At 46.0% G+C, this 17,616-nt stretch carries 15 protein-coding genes and 1 tRNA gene; 5 read left to right on the top strand and 11 right to left on the bottom strand.

The features are described from left to right. Positions 1-206: 206 nt before the first annotated feature. Positions 207-283: transfer RNA gene (locus ABJF92_RS02250), tRNA-Arg, on the bottom strand. A gap of 242 nt (positions 284-525) precedes the next feature. Here ABJF92_RS02250 and ABJF92_RS02255 point away from each other — a divergent pair. Beyond that, positions 526-852 carry a c-type cytochrome gene (locus ABJF92_RS02255; protein ID WP_446814225.1) on the top strand — a complete coding sequence of 109 codons (327 nt, stop codon included), beginning with the start codon at positions 526-528 and terminating at the stop codon, positions 850-852. A gap of 67 nt (positions 853-919) precedes the next feature. Here the strand turns inward: ABJF92_RS02255 and ABJF92_RS02260 are convergent, their stop codons facing one another. From ABJF92_RS02260 to ABJF92_RS02290, 7 genes are all read right to left on the bottom strand, one after another. Further along, a complete protein-coding gene (locus ABJF92_RS02260) occupies positions 920-2,680 on the bottom strand; it encodes a TRAP transporter permease (RefSeq protein WP_446814226.1) in 1,761 nt (586 codons plus the stop codon). Between the two features lie 117 nt (positions 2,681-2,797). Continuing rightward, positions 2,798-3,751, bottom strand: coding sequence for a TAXI family TRAP transporter solute-binding subunit (locus ABJF92_RS02265; RefSeq protein ID WP_446814227.1), 954 nt, complete (start codon positions 3,749-3,751; stop codon positions 2,798-2,800). 114 nt (positions 3,752-3,865) lie between these two features. Beyond that, positions 3,866-5,914, bottom strand: a complete 2,049-nt coding sequence (rep, locus tag ABJF92_RS02270) for a DNA helicase Rep (protein ID WP_446814228.1) — start codon at positions 5,912-5,914, stop codon at positions 3,866-3,868. A gap of 186 nt (positions 5,915-6,100) precedes the next feature. Beyond that, a complete protein-coding gene (locus ABJF92_RS02275) occupies positions 6,101-7,024 on the bottom strand; it encodes a bile acid:sodium symporter family protein (RefSeq protein ID WP_446814229.1) in 924 nt (307 codons plus the stop codon). A gap of 262 nt (positions 7,025-7,286) precedes the next feature. Next, entirely contained in the window at positions 7,287-7,943 is a 657-nt protein-coding gene (locus tag ABJF92_RS02280; protein ID WP_446814230.1) for a hypothetical protein, read from the bottom strand. Positions 7,944-8,262: 319 nt separating this feature from the next. Beyond that, a complete protein-coding gene (locus ABJF92_RS02285) occupies positions 8,263-9,771 on the bottom strand; it encodes a YifB family Mg chelatase-like AAA ATPase (protein WP_446814231.1) in 1,509 nt (502 codons plus the stop codon). A gap of 54 nt (positions 9,772-9,825) precedes the next feature. Then, a complete protein-coding gene (locus tag ABJF92_RS02290) occupies positions 9,826-10,059 on the bottom strand; it encodes an accessory factor UbiK family protein (RefSeq protein WP_446814232.1) in 234 nt (77 codons plus the stop codon). 541 nt (positions 10,060-10,600) lie between these two features. Between ABJF92_RS02290 and glnK the strand changes: the two genes are divergently transcribed. The 3 genes from glnK to radA all read left to right on the top strand — a co-directional run bounded on the left by glnK (position 10,601) and on the right by radA (position 13,858). Then, positions 10,601-10,939, top strand: a complete 339-nt coding sequence (glnK, locus tag ABJF92_RS02295) for a P-II family nitrogen regulator (protein WP_445976765.1) — start codon at positions 10,601-10,603, stop codon at positions 10,937-10,939. Between the two features lie 39 nt (positions 10,940-10,978). After that, entirely contained in the window at positions 10,979-12,241 is a 1,263-nt protein-coding gene (locus ABJF92_RS02300) for an ammonium transporter (RefSeq protein ID WP_446814233.1), read from the top strand. A 231-nt stretch (positions 12,242-12,472) separates the two neighbouring features. Continuing rightward, positions 12,473-13,858, top strand: coding sequence for a DNA repair protein RadA (gene radA, locus ABJF92_RS02305; RefSeq protein WP_446814234.1), 1,386 nt, complete (start codon positions 12,473-12,475; stop codon positions 13,856-13,858). A 13-nt stretch (positions 13,859-13,871) separates the two neighbouring features. On the opposite strand, the gene ABJF92_RS02310 is transcribed toward radA, so the two are convergent. The 3 genes from ABJF92_RS02310 to ABJF92_RS02320 all read right to left on the bottom strand — a co-directional run bounded on the left by ABJF92_RS02310 (position 13,872) and on the right by ABJF92_RS02320 (position 16,458). Continuing rightward, positions 13,872-14,165: a DUF1289 domain-containing protein gene (locus tag ABJF92_RS02310; RefSeq protein WP_446814235.1), complete on the bottom strand. Its 294-nt coding sequence runs from the start codon at positions 14,163-14,165 to the stop codon at positions 13,872-13,874. 27 nt (positions 14,166-14,192) lie between these two features. Next, complete coding sequence (locus ABJF92_RS02315) at positions 14,193-14,795, bottom strand: alpha/beta hydrolase (RefSeq protein WP_446814236.1); 603 nt, start codon at positions 14,793-14,795, stop codon at positions 14,193-14,195. A gap of 172 nt (positions 14,796-14,967) precedes the next feature. Next, entirely contained in the window at positions 14,968-16,458 is a 1,491-nt protein-coding gene (locus ABJF92_RS02320; protein ID WP_446814237.1) for a CoA-acylating methylmalonate-semialdehyde dehydrogenase, read from the bottom strand. A gap of 187 nt (positions 16,459-16,645) precedes the next feature. On the opposite strand from ABJF92_RS02320, the gene ABJF92_RS02325 reads away from it, so the two are divergent. Then, positions 16,646-17,569: a LysR family transcriptional regulator gene (locus ABJF92_RS02325; protein ID WP_446814238.1), complete on the top strand. Its 924-nt coding sequence runs from the start codon at positions 16,646-16,648 to the stop codon at positions 17,567-17,569. Positions 17,570-17,616 lie beyond the last annotated feature (47 nt).

Genomic DNA, 17,616 nt, shown 5'->3' on the forward strand with positions numbered 1-17,616 from the left:
CATTTCATTGTTGATGCGGGGACTCCACTGCCGCCGCTTCATTCACATCAATATACTAGCAACATACATAAGGAATGTAAACTTGATTTATCATTTTTTCTATATTTATAGATATCAACACTATAGTCAAATTGTAGTCATCTCTTTCGATAGGAGACAATATTAAAAATAAAATCCTTATATATCATGGTTTTAAAAAAAATAAATGGCACGCCCGAGAGGATTCGAACCTCCGGCCTTCGCCTCCGGAGGGCGACGCTCTATCCAGCTGAGCTACGGGCGCATGACTGTGGCTAAGATGTAAAAAAGCCAAGCAAGAAATGAAGTGCGTATTCTAAAGGAAATTCGTCAGGATTCCAGTGCTTAATGGCGCTTTCGCTTTAATAGGCTGAACTTTCTAAGTTTTGATTTGTCTTTTAAGCTAAGCATTTAGCTTAACGAGGCAGAGCTTATCAAGGTAACATTTTTTGCTCACTGCACCACTCTGTTATGCTAAGCCAATTCTTACCTTTAGGTGACCTTACAATGATGCGCACTCGTTTTCTTTTACGTCTTTCATGGCCGCTTTTGGCTATGAGTTTTGTCTTCGCAAATGACGCCCTAGCAGAGCGTAGTGGTGAGCAGGTGGTGAATACCTTTTGTGTCGCTTGTCATATCAGCGGTGTGGCGGGGGCGCCTCGTATTGGTAATAAAGCCGATTGGCAGCCAAGAGAAGATAAAGACATAACGGAACTGTTAGCCAGTGTAACCAACGGCTTGAATGCTATGCCCGCCAAAGGTTTATGTGCCAACTGTACCGAGCAAGAATTAGAAAATGCGGTGCGTTACATGCAGGAAAAAGCGTCTCAGTAATAAAGCCTAATTGAAGAGAAAACCCATGATTCTCTATTCAGATCATCATGGGTTCTAGAAGTCAGCCTTAAATTGAAAAGGCAAAGATCAAGGCTAAGCCAAGCATCAAATACACCACTCGCTTTATCTTGCCTAACGGTGCAATCAGCGCCATCGAGATGAAGTAAAGTGCAAGCGCTATCTTCAATGCGGCCAGAATCGCGAGTAAAGGGTTCTCTGCCAAGCCCAATAGGGATGGGTTACTGACCATAGCCAACGGAATAAGATACAAGCCCACGCCTAGCATCATGGCGACACCTGCCACTTTCAGCCAGTTTTCCTTCACCATACCTGCGGCAATAAATACGCTGCCACAAACAGGCGGGGTAATGGTGGACAACAAAGCAAACCAGAATACAAACAAGTGCGCTTGTAATGGTGAAAGGCCAAGTTGTGACAGAGCAGGCCCAGCAACGGATATACAAATCACATACGCCGCCGTCGTCGGTACTTCCATTCCCAGTATAAGGCATGCTACCGCCGTTAATAAGATGGCTAACCAAAGCATTCCGGAAGAGCCTGCAATGATCAGAGAGGTAATTTTCACCCCTAAGCCAGTAATGGATAGCACACCCACAACGATCGAAGCACAAAGGATAATAGAGGCGATCATGGCAATTTGCTTGCCTGCGTTGGTGCCTACATCTTCAATGCGACTGAGTATCTGCGCTTTTCCTGACAAGCCTTTAGGATTAAACAAGAGCAAAATCGCCGCACCAAAAATAGCAATACTGGCCGCAAACTGGGGTGTATAAGCAGGTCCAAACATTCCCCATAATAAGAGTGCGAAGGGCACCATGAAGAAGCTACAAGTAATCAACAACTGTCGGCCGCTAGGTCGTTGATCCTTACTTACAGCTTTTAGATCGTAACGTAGTGCAAAAGCGTCTATTCCAACCCAAACTGCCCAGAAGTACAAAATTGCCGGTAAAATCGCGGCAAACATAATACTTTGATAAGGAATACCCGTCAGCTCTACCATCACAAACGCGCCCGCGCCCATTAACGGGGGCATGATTTGCCCGCCTGAAGAAGCAACGGCTTCGGTGGCGCCAGCTAGAGATCTGGGATACCCCAATTTAGTCATGGCTGGTAAGGTAATGGCGCCGGTGGAAGCCACGTTAGCCGAAGCTGACCCAGAAATAGAGCCAAACAGAGCGGAGGAGATCACTGAAACTTTCGCCGCGCCGCCTTTTAAACGCCCAGCAGCGGTGACCGCAAGGTTCATAAAGCCTTGGCCTGCTTCACCGGCATTTAGCATGGCGCCGAATATCACGAAGATGGCGACAATGCTAACGGACACGCCGGTTAATTTCCCCCAAATACCGCCTTCGGCAATAGTTAAGGTGCCTAAGAAGCTACCAATAGGTAAGGATGGGTGACCAAACTCACCCGGTATATGCTGCCCAAACAACCCGTAGGCCAGTGCTAGCGCGGCGACCATAGGCAAAGGCCAGCCAATACAACGTCTCGCCATTTCTAACACACACAAAAGTAAGATAGCTGCTATCCACAGCTGATACTCTTGGCTGATATAACCATATTGATCCCCGAGCACATCAGCATTGTATGCCACCCAAAACGTCGCGAGTAAACCTAACAGGGTAAACACATAGCCGGTATAACGCTGCCATGGGGTATTGCTCAAAAAGATGAAGGCCCAAGGCAAAGCTAACGCCATATGTAAAGGCCGGCTAACAAGGTTGGGGACCAAGCCAGAAAAAATTAACGTTAGATGGAAAATAATGCTTACAAAGCCAAAAGCGGCCCAAAAGTACTTACTAGGCATGGAAAATCGCCTGTTAAAAAAGAGTGAGAAGGAAAATGAAACTATCGAAATACCATCTGAATAGAGTCTGACGTTATCTCGTCAGACTCTATTCCATAACACTTACTGGCAATAAAATTATTGCTGTGCAGCGCTCAATGTCACACCCATTTCACGATAATATTTCGCAGCACCTGGGTGAATCTTGCCATTTATATTGCTCAACATGTCGGTAGAAACGCCTTTCCACCAAGGGGAAGTATCGGACATGGTCTGCTTTTGCCCCCAAAAGGCTTTGGTAAGTGCATAAGCCGTCGCCTCGTCCATGGTACTACTTGTGTAGGCGACAACAGGTAAAGAAGTGGTCGTAATGTCTTGTTGCTGGCCTGTGTAAGTACCGGCTGGAATGACTAACTTAGTACGTTTAGTTTGAGCGACTTGCTCATCCGACAAAGACAAGACTTTCACCCCTGTTCCAGCGGCTGCTTCAATCACGTTGGGCGCAGGGAAGGAGCCTGCCGTCACAAACCCATCAATTTGGCCGTTTTTCAACGCCGATACGGCATTAGAAAGCTCAACTTTAGATAGATTGATCTTACCCTCTAAACCAAACATTTTAATGTATTTCGCGCCTTCATTGGCACCAAACGAGCCTTTACCCAGTAGAATGTCTTTACCTTCCATTTGAGCAAAGCTCTCAATACCACTTTTATCGGATACAACAAAATGCATGGTTAACGATGGAATAGGGAAAAGCGCACGAATTTCGTCGAACTTAGGGTTATTACGGCCTTTAAACATTGCCTTACCACTTTGGGCTAGTCCAACTAAGGCTGGCGGAGTGGTAAACACATAATTCGCCCCACGAAAAGCCGATTCCATAACGTTTTGTACAGAGCCTTGGCTTTCTTCTACGGTAAGAATCAGTTCACTGTTGGTGTCTTTTTTAACAGCTTGGGCAATCTCAACCGCCATCTGATAATAAGATGAGCTGGTCTTAGCAGATTTATAAGTGATTTGTGTTTGTGCAAAGCCTAGCTGAGAGACAGACAAACCCATTGCGGCACTGAATAATACTTTAGATAGTTTCATTGGGGCGATTCTCTGGTGGTTTATTATTGTTTCCTCAGCAAATTTTACCAAGATCTGAAGAGTAATGTACATTTTTGTAACACAAACAATAAGATTTGCCCCGCTTCTTCTCAACTAATCATTCAGCATGGCTTTCAAGGCAGATAACGAGGCTTTACCACGCTCTTTTTTAACGCTTTCGGTTTCATCGCCACGACCTTCCCAAACCAAATCTTCTTCCGGTAGCTCGTCTAGAAAACGGCTCGGTAGGCAGTCGATTTCTTCACCGTACTGGCGGCGTTTAGCGGCAAGGGTAATGCAAAGGGTACGTTTTGCACGGGTAATGCCCACATAGGCGAGGCGTCGTTCTTCTTCGATGTCGTCGTTTTCGATGCTGTTACGGTGAGGTAGCAGCTCTTCTTCACAGCCGATCAAAAATACGTGGGGATACTCCAGCCCTTTCGAGGCATGAAGTGTCAGTAGCTGAACTTTGTCTTCATCTTCCTCTTCTTCTTGTCGCTCCAGCATGTCGATCAATAACAACTTGCTGATGGCTTGGTCGAGACCTGCGGTTTCATCTTCTTCCCAGGCGGATTCCATCATGCGTTGGATAGATTCCAGTAGGAATCGTACGTTTTCAATGCGTCGTTCGGCCGCTTTAGCCGAGGCGGTTTGCTCCTGAATCCAACCGTAATAATCCATATCGTGGATCATTTGTTCGATCACCGGCACAGGGGAAGCGCCTTCTAAACGCTGGCGCAGGTTAGACATCCAGCGTTCAAAGTCTTGTAGGCTTTTTAGCGAGCGGCCAGAAACCGTTTCTTCAAGCTCTTTGTAGCCTGCTGCTTCAAATAAGCTTACGCCACGCTCGGTCGCAAGGTTACCCACTTTTTCTAACGTGGCTGGACCAATTTCACGGCGGGGCAAATTGACGACACGTAAGAAGGCGTTATCGTCTGCTGGGTTCACTAGCAATCGCAGATAGCCCATCAGATCTTTGATCTCAGCCCGTGAGAAAAAAGAGGTGCCGCCATTCATTTTGTAAGGAATACGATAGGCCTGCAGTTTAATTTCGAGCAAACGCGCCTGATGATTACCTCGATACAAGATAGCAAAGTCACGGTAAGGAATATCATGGCGCAGATGACGGGATTGAATTTCCGCCGCCACCCGTTCCGATTCGGCATCTTCATTACGAGTCACCATGACACGAATCGGATCACCGACACCTAGATCACTCCATAGGGCCTTGTCATAAACGTGCGGGTTATTGGCAATCAGGGTGTTGGCAGCTTTTAGTATGGTTTTTGTGGAGCGGTAGTTTTGCTCCAGTTTGACCATTTTTAGATTCGGGTAATCGGTCGACAGGCGCTCAAGATTTTCTGGGCGCGCGCCACGCCAAGCGTAGATGGATTGGTCATCGTCTCCTACTAAAGTAAAGCAGCGTCGAAAGCCCGCTAACAAACGGATCAACTCGTATTGGCTGGCGTTGGTATCCTGACACTCATCCACCAGCAAGTAACGCACGCGATTTTGCCAACGATCTCGAAGCGCTTCATCGGCCATTAATAGACTTACTGGCAAGAGGATTAAGTCATCAAAATCCACTGCATTATAGGCACGTAAATAACGCTGGTACTGGCTATACACCTGAGCGGCCAACAGGAACTCTTCCGTATCGGCATTCACCATGGCTTCGTTCGGCGTGGTTAAATCGTTCTTCCAATTGGAAATAGTGTTCTGACAGAAGTTCGCCGCATCGACTTGTTCATTAAATTCTTTGTCTAATATCTCTTTCACCAAGGCGAGAGAGTCTTGCGAATCAAATAGGGTAAAGCCCTCTTTCAGTCCTGCTCGATGATATTCCTTGCGCAAAATGCGTAAACCCAAGTTATGAAAGGTCGAAATACTCAAGCCACGACTTTCCGATTTCGACAACATGCCTACTACCCGTTCTTTCATTTCGCGAGCAGCTTTGTTGGTAAAGGTTACGGCAATGATGCTATTGGCCTTAAAGCCACAGGTTTGAATCAGATAGGCGATTTTCGTGGTAATTACACTGGTTTTACCTGAGCCTGCCCCGGCCAACACCAACAAAGGGCCATCAATTTGCTTGACGGCATCCAGCTGGCGGTCGTTAAGACTCTTGAGGCGATGAGTGATGGATAATAGCGGCTCAGACATAAATAACTCGAATCAAAAAGAAGGTAATAATTAGACGACAAGTGTACCCGAGATACCCAAGGCCCGCACAATTTCCCGATCAAAAGCACAAAAAAAAGAGCAATGCTGAGTTCTGCATTGCTCTTCCTAACGACTACACAAGTTTTCTAAACACCTATCTACTTTAGCGCAGATAAGCTTTATTGATTACTCTGTGTCGCTGTCTTTTGCTGCAAGGGGTTTACGGCTCCAGTAACTGGCCAATAACGAACCAGAAATGTTGTGCCACACACTAAAGATACTGCCTGGTAGTGCGGCCATTGGGGTAAAGAACTTAATCGCTAGGGCGGCGGCCAAACCTGAGTTTTGCAGACCCACTTCAAAAGCAATAGTTCGGCATACGCGCGCATCAAAACCAAGCAAGTAAGTAACCCAGTAGCCAAGTAGTAAACCAATCGCATTATGTATAACGACGGCAGCCACAACGATCAAGCCAACCTCAACGAGCTTAGAGGAGCTCAACGCCACCACGATTGCAATAATCAAGACAATGGCGAACATTGAAACGTACGGTAGCACAGGCTCAGCCTTACGAATCACATTACCAAAGAAGGTGTTAATCAACACACCAGCCGCAACAGGCAATAAGACAATTTTAAATAAACTTATCAGCATAGAAGCCACTGGCACATCAACACTCTGACCAATCATCAAAGACACAAGGAAAGGGGTAAGTACCACACCCAACAAGGTTGAAATTGCCGTCATGGAAATAGACAAGGCGGTATCGCCTTTCGCCAAATAACACATAACATTTGAAGATGTACCACCCGCTACACTACCGACAAGTAGCATACCGACGGTTAGTTCCGTGTTAAAACCAAAGCTTAACGCCACGGCAAACGCAGCAATCGGCATCACCATGAATTGCAGTAAAACCCCAACCACAACCGCTTTACGGTTATGCAAAACTTTCTTGAAATCTTTTGGACTCAAGGTCAGCCCCATCGCCAACATAATGATGGTTAGCAGGGGAACAATATAGGATTTTAGCCCTACGAATAAATCAGGCTGAAAAAATGCTGCAACAGAAAGTAATAACGCCCATAAAGGGAATAGCTGAATAACCATAAATTAACACTCCAAAAATGCGCTTGTTGTGTTTCATATTGTCACAACGAGCAAGCGCGAAATAATTCATTATTATTAATTCCCAAGGGCCATACATAGCACCAACGAAAAGTAAAAATCTGCTAAAAGAAGATCACTTTAAAAATGGGGTGTGAATTGTAACGAAATGTTAATTACTTAAATAGCCTAATCCGTGAATTACTGATGGGCTAATTCCACGCAAGGCCGTTAAGGAAGGGATAACGCTGCAGAGTGTTACCGGTTAAAAAGACAGAAATACCGCGACACCATATTCATCAGAAGTATTGGCCGGCTCATACCAACCACCGCGACTATTATAGGTGATTTGGGATTTTTCAATGTTCCAGTGACGATAAAAAGGATTCACAATGATCGCCCCGCCTTGAGGAGAAAGAGCTTTTTCAAACTCAAGTGAAAAACGATAACCGTGACCATAATTCTGCTCTAACTGCACATCACTATAACCCGGGATAGTGCTTAAGTAAGAGGTATTCTTACCATAAAAAAAGTTATCGTACTCCGCACGACCACTTACATTCCAATCACTACTGCTTAGACGATTTTTAAGTTCAATACCGATTGGCGCATAGTAATAAAGTTGCTCTCTTTCATAGCCATGATGCCCCGTGGAAGAGATTCGTCCACTAGAATCATCGTTTAGGTTTCGATAGCCTAAACCGATAAATACCGTCAGTAACTTAGCGTCCCCAAACGGTGCACTGCGGCCAAGTAAACCACGAGTTTCCCAGAGGGTATTGGGAATACCGTCTATTCGTCCGGAGCCATTATAATCCATATTGCCGTCAGCATAGTTCACCTCAATACGTATCATGGCTAAACTGTTGTAAAGGGTCATGCTTCCCGCTAAGCCACTCAAGCTGCCTTTTTCTTTCATCACATTGGGCTCAGTGTACGTAATATTAGAAATATAAGGCCCTAAGTTCAGTTGCCATTTCTCGACGGCAGACCATGAAGGAAAACTAAGAAATAAAGTAAAAATGAAGAGGAATAATCTAAGTGAGGCATTTAAAAGAGTATTCATATAAGTAAAGCCTGCCTTTGCACAAAGTTTGATTTGTGTTTCCTATGAAACAACCATATTGGCACTGTACTACGTATTTTGATTGAAATGTAGCGCAACTAGATGAGTTTTTCCTTTGATTTTCCTTTAATAGCCAAACAAAATTTATATTCTAAAAATACGTCATAACGATCCGTCAATTATTCGCTGACGACAGTACTTTCTCCATTTTCCGATAACTTAAAGATTCCATTAAATGCTCTCGACATACTGAACTGGCATTTAAATCTGCCAAAGTTAATGCCACTTTTAATACCCGATGGTAAGCCCTAGCGGAGAGTTTTAAAGATTCTAACGCCTGTTGCATGAATTGTTTGTCTTCATGACTTAACGCACAGATACTTTCTAATTGTCGGCCGCCTAATTGTGCATTCAAAAAACCCTGCCGCTCTCTTTGTCGAGCAACGGCTAACTCAACCCGAGAACGAATCGACTCACTGCTCTCGCCTACCTCCTTTTCATCTACCAGCACTTTTGATGGTAGTGGGGGTACTTCCACGTGCAAATCGATACGATCTAAAAATGGAGCAGAGAGTTTTTTTAAGTATTTTTGGCTGGCACTGGATTGGTAGTATTCCATTCCGCCACTGTAAGCTTCATTACTAGCATTCATTGCTGCGACCAACTGAAAACGGGCCGGGTAGCTAACTTGCCCTCTGGCCCGAGACAAATGCACTTCGCCACTTTCTAGCGGCTCTCGCAGTACTTCCAGAACTTTACGGTCAAACTCTGGCAACTCATCTAAAAACAAAACCCCACAATGAGCCAAAGACGCTTCCCCCGGCTTAGGTATCGAACCTCCTCCTACTAAAGCGGCTGCTGAGCAAGAGTGATGAGGTGATCGAAATGGCCGCTCGGACCAATGCCAATCGAAGCCCATTTTTCGGCCAGCAACTGATTGAACGGAGGCAACGGCCAAGGCTTCTTGCTCTGTCATTTTGGGCATAATGCTGGGCAGTCGAGAAGCCAACATTGTCTTGCCTGTCCCCGCGGGCCCAACAAACAAAAGGTTGTGGCCACCCGCCGCCGCGACTTCTAGTGCTCGACGAGCCTGATATTGGCCTTTTACGTCCTGCATGTCTTTATGAAGCTCGCCCACTAGGACATCATTGCTAGACTCGCACATGGGCAAATTGGTTTGCTTTAACAAATGGGCAGTCACTTGGGTCAAGTGGGAAGCGTGGAGTGCGTCACTGTCTACCAGTGCGGCTTCTCTTTGGTTACTACTGGGTAAAATTAATTGCCGTCTGGATTGATGGCTGGCGATGGCCGAAGGCAGCAACCCCGACACACCTCGAATATCTCCAGATAAAGCCAACTCACCGATAAATTCGAAGGCTCTTAGGTTAATATCGCCCAGTTGGCCTGACGCCGCTAAAATACTAATCGCAATGGCAAGGTCGTAGCGACCACCTTCTTTCGGTAGATCCGCTGGAGCAAGATTTATCGTGACACGCTGGGTAGGAAATTCGAAATAGCTATTAATGATGGCACTGCGCACGCGATCTTTCGATTCTCGTACCGCGGCTTCAGGCAAACCCACTATGTTTAGCGCTGGAAGGCCATTTGAAATGTGAGTTTCTACTGTGACAAGAGGCGCAACGACACCCACTCTTGCTCGGCTATATAAGGTCGCTAAGCTCATGATCACTCCTTGATCAGAGAGGTAAAGACCTTAGTATAGTCAGCCTAAGAGGATTTATTTATCCAATTCACTCAAGCGTGCTTCAAGCGCCACTAGGCGCTCACGATATTTTTGCAACATGGCTGCTTGCACTTCAAACTCTTCACGAGTCACCAAATCCATTTTTGATAAGGTGTTTTGCGCCACTTGATGTAATTGCGCTTGTATCTCTTCTTTAGGCAGTTTACCTAAGGTATCAGCCGCTTGCTCTAAGCCCGTACCGAGCTGTTTAATAAATTGATCTATCATCTGGCCTAACGCCTCCATTTAATCTTTTAAAAAGGCAGCATTTTAAAGCTGCCTAACTCTCTCTCACGTTAGTATAAAAGCCTAGCCCCTTGCTGTCTCGGGGAATGTGCTATCACAGGCTTTTCCACTGCACTATTTTCCACTGCACTAAATAGGACCTTAAGACTGGACAAGAATTTTATTGCGCATCAAAAATGTGCAAAAAAACATTTCACTTAAGCCTCTAGAGACAAACCCATCCACCATAGAGCACAGTAAAAAAGCCAATTAAGGACAAAAAATACCAATAAAAATCAGACACCTACACCTACACATTACAAAAAACTGACAGTCTCGCTCCAAATGGGTGCGCAATATCCCCCATTCACCCCAAGATGCCGCACTAAATAAAGACAACTGCACTATTTATTCATTCATCCCATAGCAAACACGCAGAACGCCTAGTGTTCAAAGATATGGCACGCATATTGAATAAAGGATTCTACCTGCAATACATAAGACATAACGAAAACTAGACTGACTTTAACAGGAGACAGTGGGTATGAAACTTATAACAGCCATCATCAAGCCATTTAAACTCGATGATGTTCGAGAAGCACTTTCTGAAATCGGTGTACAAGGTATTACCGTTACGGAAGTTAAAGGTTTCGGACGTCAGAAAGGCCACACAGAACTATACCGCGGCGCGGAATACGTTGTGGATTTCTTACCTAAAGTAAAAATCGAACTAGCCATTGCAGACGACATGAGCGATCAAGTGGTTGAGGCTATTACTAGTGCCGCAAACACAGGCAAAATTGGCGACGGTAAAATCTTTATCGTTAACCTTGAACAGGCGGTTCGTATTCGTACCGGCGAAACAGGTGTAGAAGCCGTTTAATAACGACTCGAATCTTACAAGCCTTTAGGGGGGCACAACATGCAAGATCAAATTTTTCACTTACAATATGCCATGGACACATTCTACTTCCTAGTATGTGGCGCACTGGTTATGTGGATGGCAGCCGGCTTCGCAATGCTAGAAGCAGGTCTTGTTCGTTCTAAGAACACAACTGAAATCCTGACTAAAAACGTCGCTTTGTTCGCGATTTCCTGCATCATGTACCTAGTATGTGGTTACTCAATTATGTACGGCGGCACTTGGTTCCTAACAGGCATTCAAGATGTAGACGTTGCCTCTACACTAGGTGATTACGCTGGCCGTGAAGGCGGTTTTGAAGGTGGATCTATCTACTCTGGCGCTTCTGACTTCTTCTTCCAAGTAGTATTCGTTGCGACGGCTATGTCTATCGTATCTGGTGCTGTTGCTGAGCGTATGAAGCTTTGGGCTTTCCTAGCATTCGCAGTTGTCATGACTGGTGTTATCTACCCACTAGAAGGTTCTTGGACTTGGGGTGGCGCGGATGTATTCGGTATGTTCAACCTAGGCGACCTTGGTTTCTCTGACTTCGCAGGTTCTGGTATCGTTCACATGGCCGGTGCAGCTGCTGCCCTTGCTGGTGTACTTGTACTAGGCGCTCGTAAAGGCAAATACGGTCCTAACGGTGAAGTACGCGCGATTCCTGGTGCTAATCTTCCACTTGCTACACTAGGTACTTTCATCCTTTGGATGGGCTGGTTCGGCTTTAACGGTGGTTCTGTATTGAAACTTGGCGATATCGCTAGCGCGAACTCTGTTGCTATGGTTTTCCTAAACACTAACGCTGCGGCAGCAGGTGGTGCAATTGCAGCACTTATCCTAGCACGCATCTTGTTTGGTAAAGCTGACTTAACAATGCTGTTGAACGGTGCACTTGCTGGTCTTGTTGCAATCACAGCTGAGCCTTCTACTCCGACTGCACTAGGTGCAACACTAATCGGTGCTGTAGGTGGTCTAATCGTTGTTATCTCTATCTTGACTCTTGATAAACTGAAAATCGATGATCCAGTGGGCGCTATCTCTGTTCACGGTGTTGTTGGTCTTTGGGGTCTTCTAGCAGTTCCTCTAACAAACGATGGTGCTTCTTTCTCTGGTCAAATCGCCGGTGCAATCACTATCTTTGTATGGGTATTCGCTGCCAGCCTTGTGACTTGGTTGATCATTAAAGCCATCATGGGTGTACGTGTAACGGAAGAAGAAGAGTACGAAGGTGTTGATATCTCTGAATGTGGTATGGAAGCCTACCCAGAATTCAAGAAGTAAAATCTTCGACCTTACTTTATAAGCTCAAACTTAGCTTATAACATCAAAACCCTCGCCTCGGCGGGGGTTTTGTTTTTCTGGCCTTGTTGCAAGTTTTACTTCGTTTTCTATCGAGACAAGGTATCATTCTAAGCCATGAAAAGACGCGAGCCGTTGCAAAGTTAATGATTGCAAAAGGTCCGCCGTCACAACCTATACTGCCTAAACTGGAAACAACTTAAAGAGAGCAAAATGGCTAAAGCAAAAACCGCTTTTGTATGCAATGAATGTGGCGCGGACTACGCCAAATGGCAAGGCCAGTGCCAATCGTGTAAAGCGTGGAACTCCCTTAGCGAGATCCGCTTAACCTCCAGCAAAACCTCGGCACGAGTTTCCGCTACTCAAGACCCTAGGTATCAGGGCTACGCTGGTGCCACTACAGGCATACAAGATTTATCCGATGTAGATCTAGGTGATGTCCCCCGCTTTAGCTCTGGCGCCAGTGAATTTGACCGCGTACTGGGCGGTGGTCTAGTCCCCGGCGGCGTGGTATTAATTGGCGGTCACCCAGGGGCAGGTAAAAGTACCCTACTATTACAAACCATGTGTTGGTTAGCACAACAACAAGGTGCTCTTTATGTCACAGGGGAAGAATCCCTACAGCAAGTGGCCATGCGTGCTCAGCGCTTAGGGCTGCCGACACAAAACCTAAAAATGCTCTCAGAAACCAATGTTGAAGCGATTTTAAACATTGCTCAGCAAGTGAAACCAAAAGTCATGGTCATTGACTCAATTCAGGTAATGCATCTTGATGGCATCGAATCGGCACCGGGCAGCGTTTCCCAAGTGCGCGAAAGTGCTGCCGTGCTAACGCGCTTTGCAAAACAAACCCAGACAGCGGTACTGCTGGTCGGCCATGTCACGAAAGATGGTTCTCTTGCAGGACCAAAAGTTTTGGAACATATGGTGGACTGCTCGGTACTATTAGAGGGCTCGGAAGATTCACGTTTTCGTACCCTTAGAGGTATGAAAAACCGCTTCGGTGCTATTAACGAACTGGGTGTCTTCGCTATGTTGGAAAATGGCCTAAAAGAAGTGAAAAACCCTAGCTCCATCTTCTTGAATCGCAGCAATCATCCTGCGGCTGGCAGCTTAGTAATGGTGGTTTGGGAAGGTACTCGTCCTTTATTAGTAGAACTGCAAGCGCTCGTAGACGACTCGGCTTTAGGTAACCCCCGTCGTGTCACCGTTGGTTTCGACCACAACCGACTCGCTATGCTGTTAGCCGTATTACACAAACACGGCGGTTTACTCACCTCAGACCAAGATGTTTATCTAAACGTGGTAGGTGGGGTAAAAGTTCTAGAAACCAGCGCCGACCTTGCGGCTATTGCGGCAGTAGTATCGAGTTTTCGGGATCAAATACTTCCACATGATCTGGTCGTACTGGGAGAGGTGGGTCTATCAGGCGAGATTCGCCCTGTACCTTCGGGTCAGGAGCGTATTAGCGAAGCAGCCAAACACGGCTTTACCCGTGCAGTGGTTCCCAAGGCTAATTGCCCCAAAAAGCCCATCGAAGGCATGACGGTAATAGGTGTTGATCGATTGTCCGAAGCATTGGAACAAATATTTGGCTAGGCTTTATTGGTGGCTAATTCTGCGGGGAGGTGAGAGTCGAAAACAAATCGGCAATTGGCTCATCTTCCATACCATAAGGCAGTGCCTTATCAGAATTGGCCTCTAATCTAGCTTGGCGCGCTTTTAACAGCCGAGCTTTACGCTGTTTACAAAGATCCAGCACATGATGCTTGTCTTCGTTACTCAAAGAAAACCAGTGAAATCTCTCTTCACGGCTGCGTAAGCACCCTTTGCAAAATCCCTTAGCACTGTTCTCACATACGCTAATACAGGGGTTCTCTATGCTGAATAGCTCAATCTGCTGCATGCTTCCCCCTCCGATGTGATAACACGGTTATTGAGTCGCCATTTGAAAGTCGTACACTTCTTCCGGTGATAAGAAATAAATACGACTCGCTGGGGCGGCACTTAGCGAGAACCAATAAAAGGATTCTGGAATACCCATCTCCAAGTAGAAGTTCACATAGGTGGCATGTATTGGGTCTGCCATATTTAACTCCGAAGCCTTCACGCCACTGCCGTCCGTCCAAGCATGAATACCAACCCCTGCTCCTGCACCAATAGTGCGTTCCACCCCTCCTAAAAATAGATCGACGCCCCCAGATAATACATAGCCGGTGTGGGCAATATGAGTATTTAGCCCTAATTTACGAATCAGTCTAGCACCATCCATGGTTGCTTGCTGATCAATTGAGCCTGGGATGTCCACCAGCACTATGTCGGTAATATTTGGATTTTGTCGAATAAAGTCCGTCAATGTCGTCACTAAGTTACTGTCTAGTACCCCAGACAAAAACGCTGTGTTATTGCTCACACCTATGGTCAACGTGTCCTCATACTCGCTGCTATCATTGGGTTTAGAGCCCGTCGATTGACAGCCGACTAGAGTCAACACAACCATTACTAGGGAAATTTTGAACAGACCTATAAAGCTCATACTAAGCACTTCAAGCAATGAATGGGAAATTCTTCTTTGATGAATAAATAGTAGAGTAAATCACTAGGCCATACCATAGCCGAGAATAGGAAAAAAAATGACCACGACTAATGTTTAGCCGCGGCCATCGAATGGCTTCCTCCCCTGTCAGCAAGGAAGAAAACGTCTGGGACTAGGATGGGAAAGAGAAGTGACTGCCTTCACGCAAGTCTGCTGAAGGCCAGCGCTGAGTGATGGTTTTACGCTTAGTGTAAAAGCGTACGGCATCTGGGCCATAAGCATGCAGATCACCAAACAAAGAGCGTTTCCAGCCACCAAAGCTGTGGTACGCCACGGGCACTGGCAGCGGTACGTTAATACCTACCATGCCCACTTCAATGTGATCAGAGAAATAACGAGCCGCTTCACCATCGCGGGTAAAGATACAAGTACCATTGCCGTACTCGTGATCATTGATCAGCTGCATGGCCTCATTCATGGTATTCGCACGAATCACCTGCAGAACTGGACCAAAGATTTCTTGCTGGTAGCTGTCCATGTCTTTAGTGACGCCATCGATCAAGGTAGCGCCTACAAAGAAGCCCTCTTCGAAGCCAGCTACTTTTGGTTGACGGCCATCTACGACAACGGTTGCACCTTGAGCTTCAGCACTATCAATAAAGCCAACCACTTTTTGCTGATGCTCTTTGGTAATCACAGGACCAAAGTCGTTATCTTTATCGGTATGTTCGCCAACCTTGAGAGGCTGCATCGCGGCAGACATTTTTTCGATTAGCGCATCGCCCGCTTCTTGGCCAACCGCTACGGCAACAGAAAGCGCCATACAACGCTCACCAGAGGAACCAAAAGCCGCACCTAATAGCTGGCTAACAACGTTATCCATGTCTGCATCTGGCATCACGATAGCGTGGTTTTTCGCGCCACCAAGTGCCTGACAACGCTTACCATTGGCACTGGCTTTGCTGTAAATGTATTCCGCTATCGGGGTGGAACCCACAAAGCTTACCGCTTTAACTTTTGGATTTTCTAGAAGCGTATCTACTGCTTCTTTGTCACCATTTACCACGTTGAATACGCCGTCTGGCAAACCCGCTTCTTTCAGCAATTCCGCTAAAAATAACGCTGTACTTGGGTCTCTTTCAGAAGGCTTTAAGACAAACGTATTGCCGCAGACGATGGCCATTGGGAACATCCATAGTGGCACCATAGCAGGGAAGTTAAATGGCGTTATACCGGCCACCACACCCAGTGGCTGAAACTCACTCCAAGAATCGATATTTGGGCCAACATTTTTACTAAACTCACCTTTAAGCAATTCAGGAGCACAGCAAGCGTATTCAACATTTTCGATGCCACGCTGCAGCTCACCTGCTGCATCGTGACAAATTTTACCGTGCTCAGCACCAATCAATTCGATAATACGGTCCGCATGCTCTTCCAATAGGCTTTTGTAGCGAAACATAACTCTCGCTCGCTTCAACGCAGGCATATTTCGCCATTCTGGGTAGGCTGCCTGAGCAACATCAATAGCCTCTTCAACCGTCGCCCGAGGGGCAATGGCTACTTGTTTTGCCACCTGTCCTGTTGCTGGATTGAACACATCTTGTGTGCGTGCTGCCTGTGAAGATAACTGACCGCCAATCCAATGTCCGATGGTTTCCATATGCACTCCTACTCGATACTGTGAAACTTACTAACTGTTAAGTTGAATGTTTTAGATGAATCATTGTTGACAGACTATGCCCATAGAAATAGATTAGTAAAAGACGATTTTATTAATTCTTAGTTAATCATTTAGTTAACTATATAAATATCTAATCTAATTGCTTAGCTAAGTTGGGGAAACCACCATGAAAGAATTTAAAAGCCAAGTCAGTGATGCAGACCTGCGTATTCTCAGGATCTTTAAAACAGTCGTTGAATGTGGCGGCTTCTCTGCGGCAGAAGTAGAACTCAACATTAGCCGCGCCGCCATAAGCATTGCTATTTCAGATTTAGAAACGCGACTTGGTTTTCGCCTTTGTCAGCGTGGACGCTCAGGCTTTTCCCTGAGCAATGAAGGTAGTCAAGTGTATGATCACACCTTACAATTACTTTCTTCCATTGAAGACTTTCGCACACAAATCAATGCCTTACACCAAAACCTGCAAGGTGAGTTAAACATCGGTATTACCGACAACTTAGTGACGCTGCCCTATACTCGCATTACCAAGACGCTCGCAGCGCTAAAAGACAAAGGACCAAATGTTAAAATCAATATCCGCATGATCCCACCAAACGAAGTGGAACGAGGCGTGCTCGACGGCAAACTGCACATCGGTATAGTGCCTAATCTAAAGATTTTACACGGCTTAGATTACCAACCTCTTTATGAAGAGCGCTCGCAACTGTATTGCAGTGATATGCATCCCTTGTTTAGCCAAAACGTTGCTCTACAAAAAAGTCACCTGAAAGACTTTGATGCAGTATTACCCGCTTATGCACAAACGCCCGAGATTAAAGCCCAGCATCAACCTCTCACCTCAACCGCGACTGCCACCGACCGAGAAGGCATTGCATTTCTTATCCTAACGGGGCGCTACATTGGCTTTTTACCTGATCACGTCGCTGAACGCTGGGTACGCGATGGCCGCATGCGTAGTGTATTGCCTGACGAATGTCATTACGTCACCCAGTTCTCAACTATTACTCGCAAAGGCGCTCGCCCAAATTTGGTTCTGGAAACTTTTTTAAGCGAATTAGAGAGCACGAGCACACACCTCGATAGTCATTAAAACGAGAACATTGCATGAGAATCGAGCAAGATATAAAAAAATTACAT

The sequence above is a fragment of the Marinomonas sp. genome (assembly GCF_039940335.1).
In the GTDB taxonomy this organism is placed as follows: domain Bacteria; phylum Pseudomonadota; class Gammaproteobacteria; order Pseudomonadales; family Marinomonadaceae; genus Marinomonas.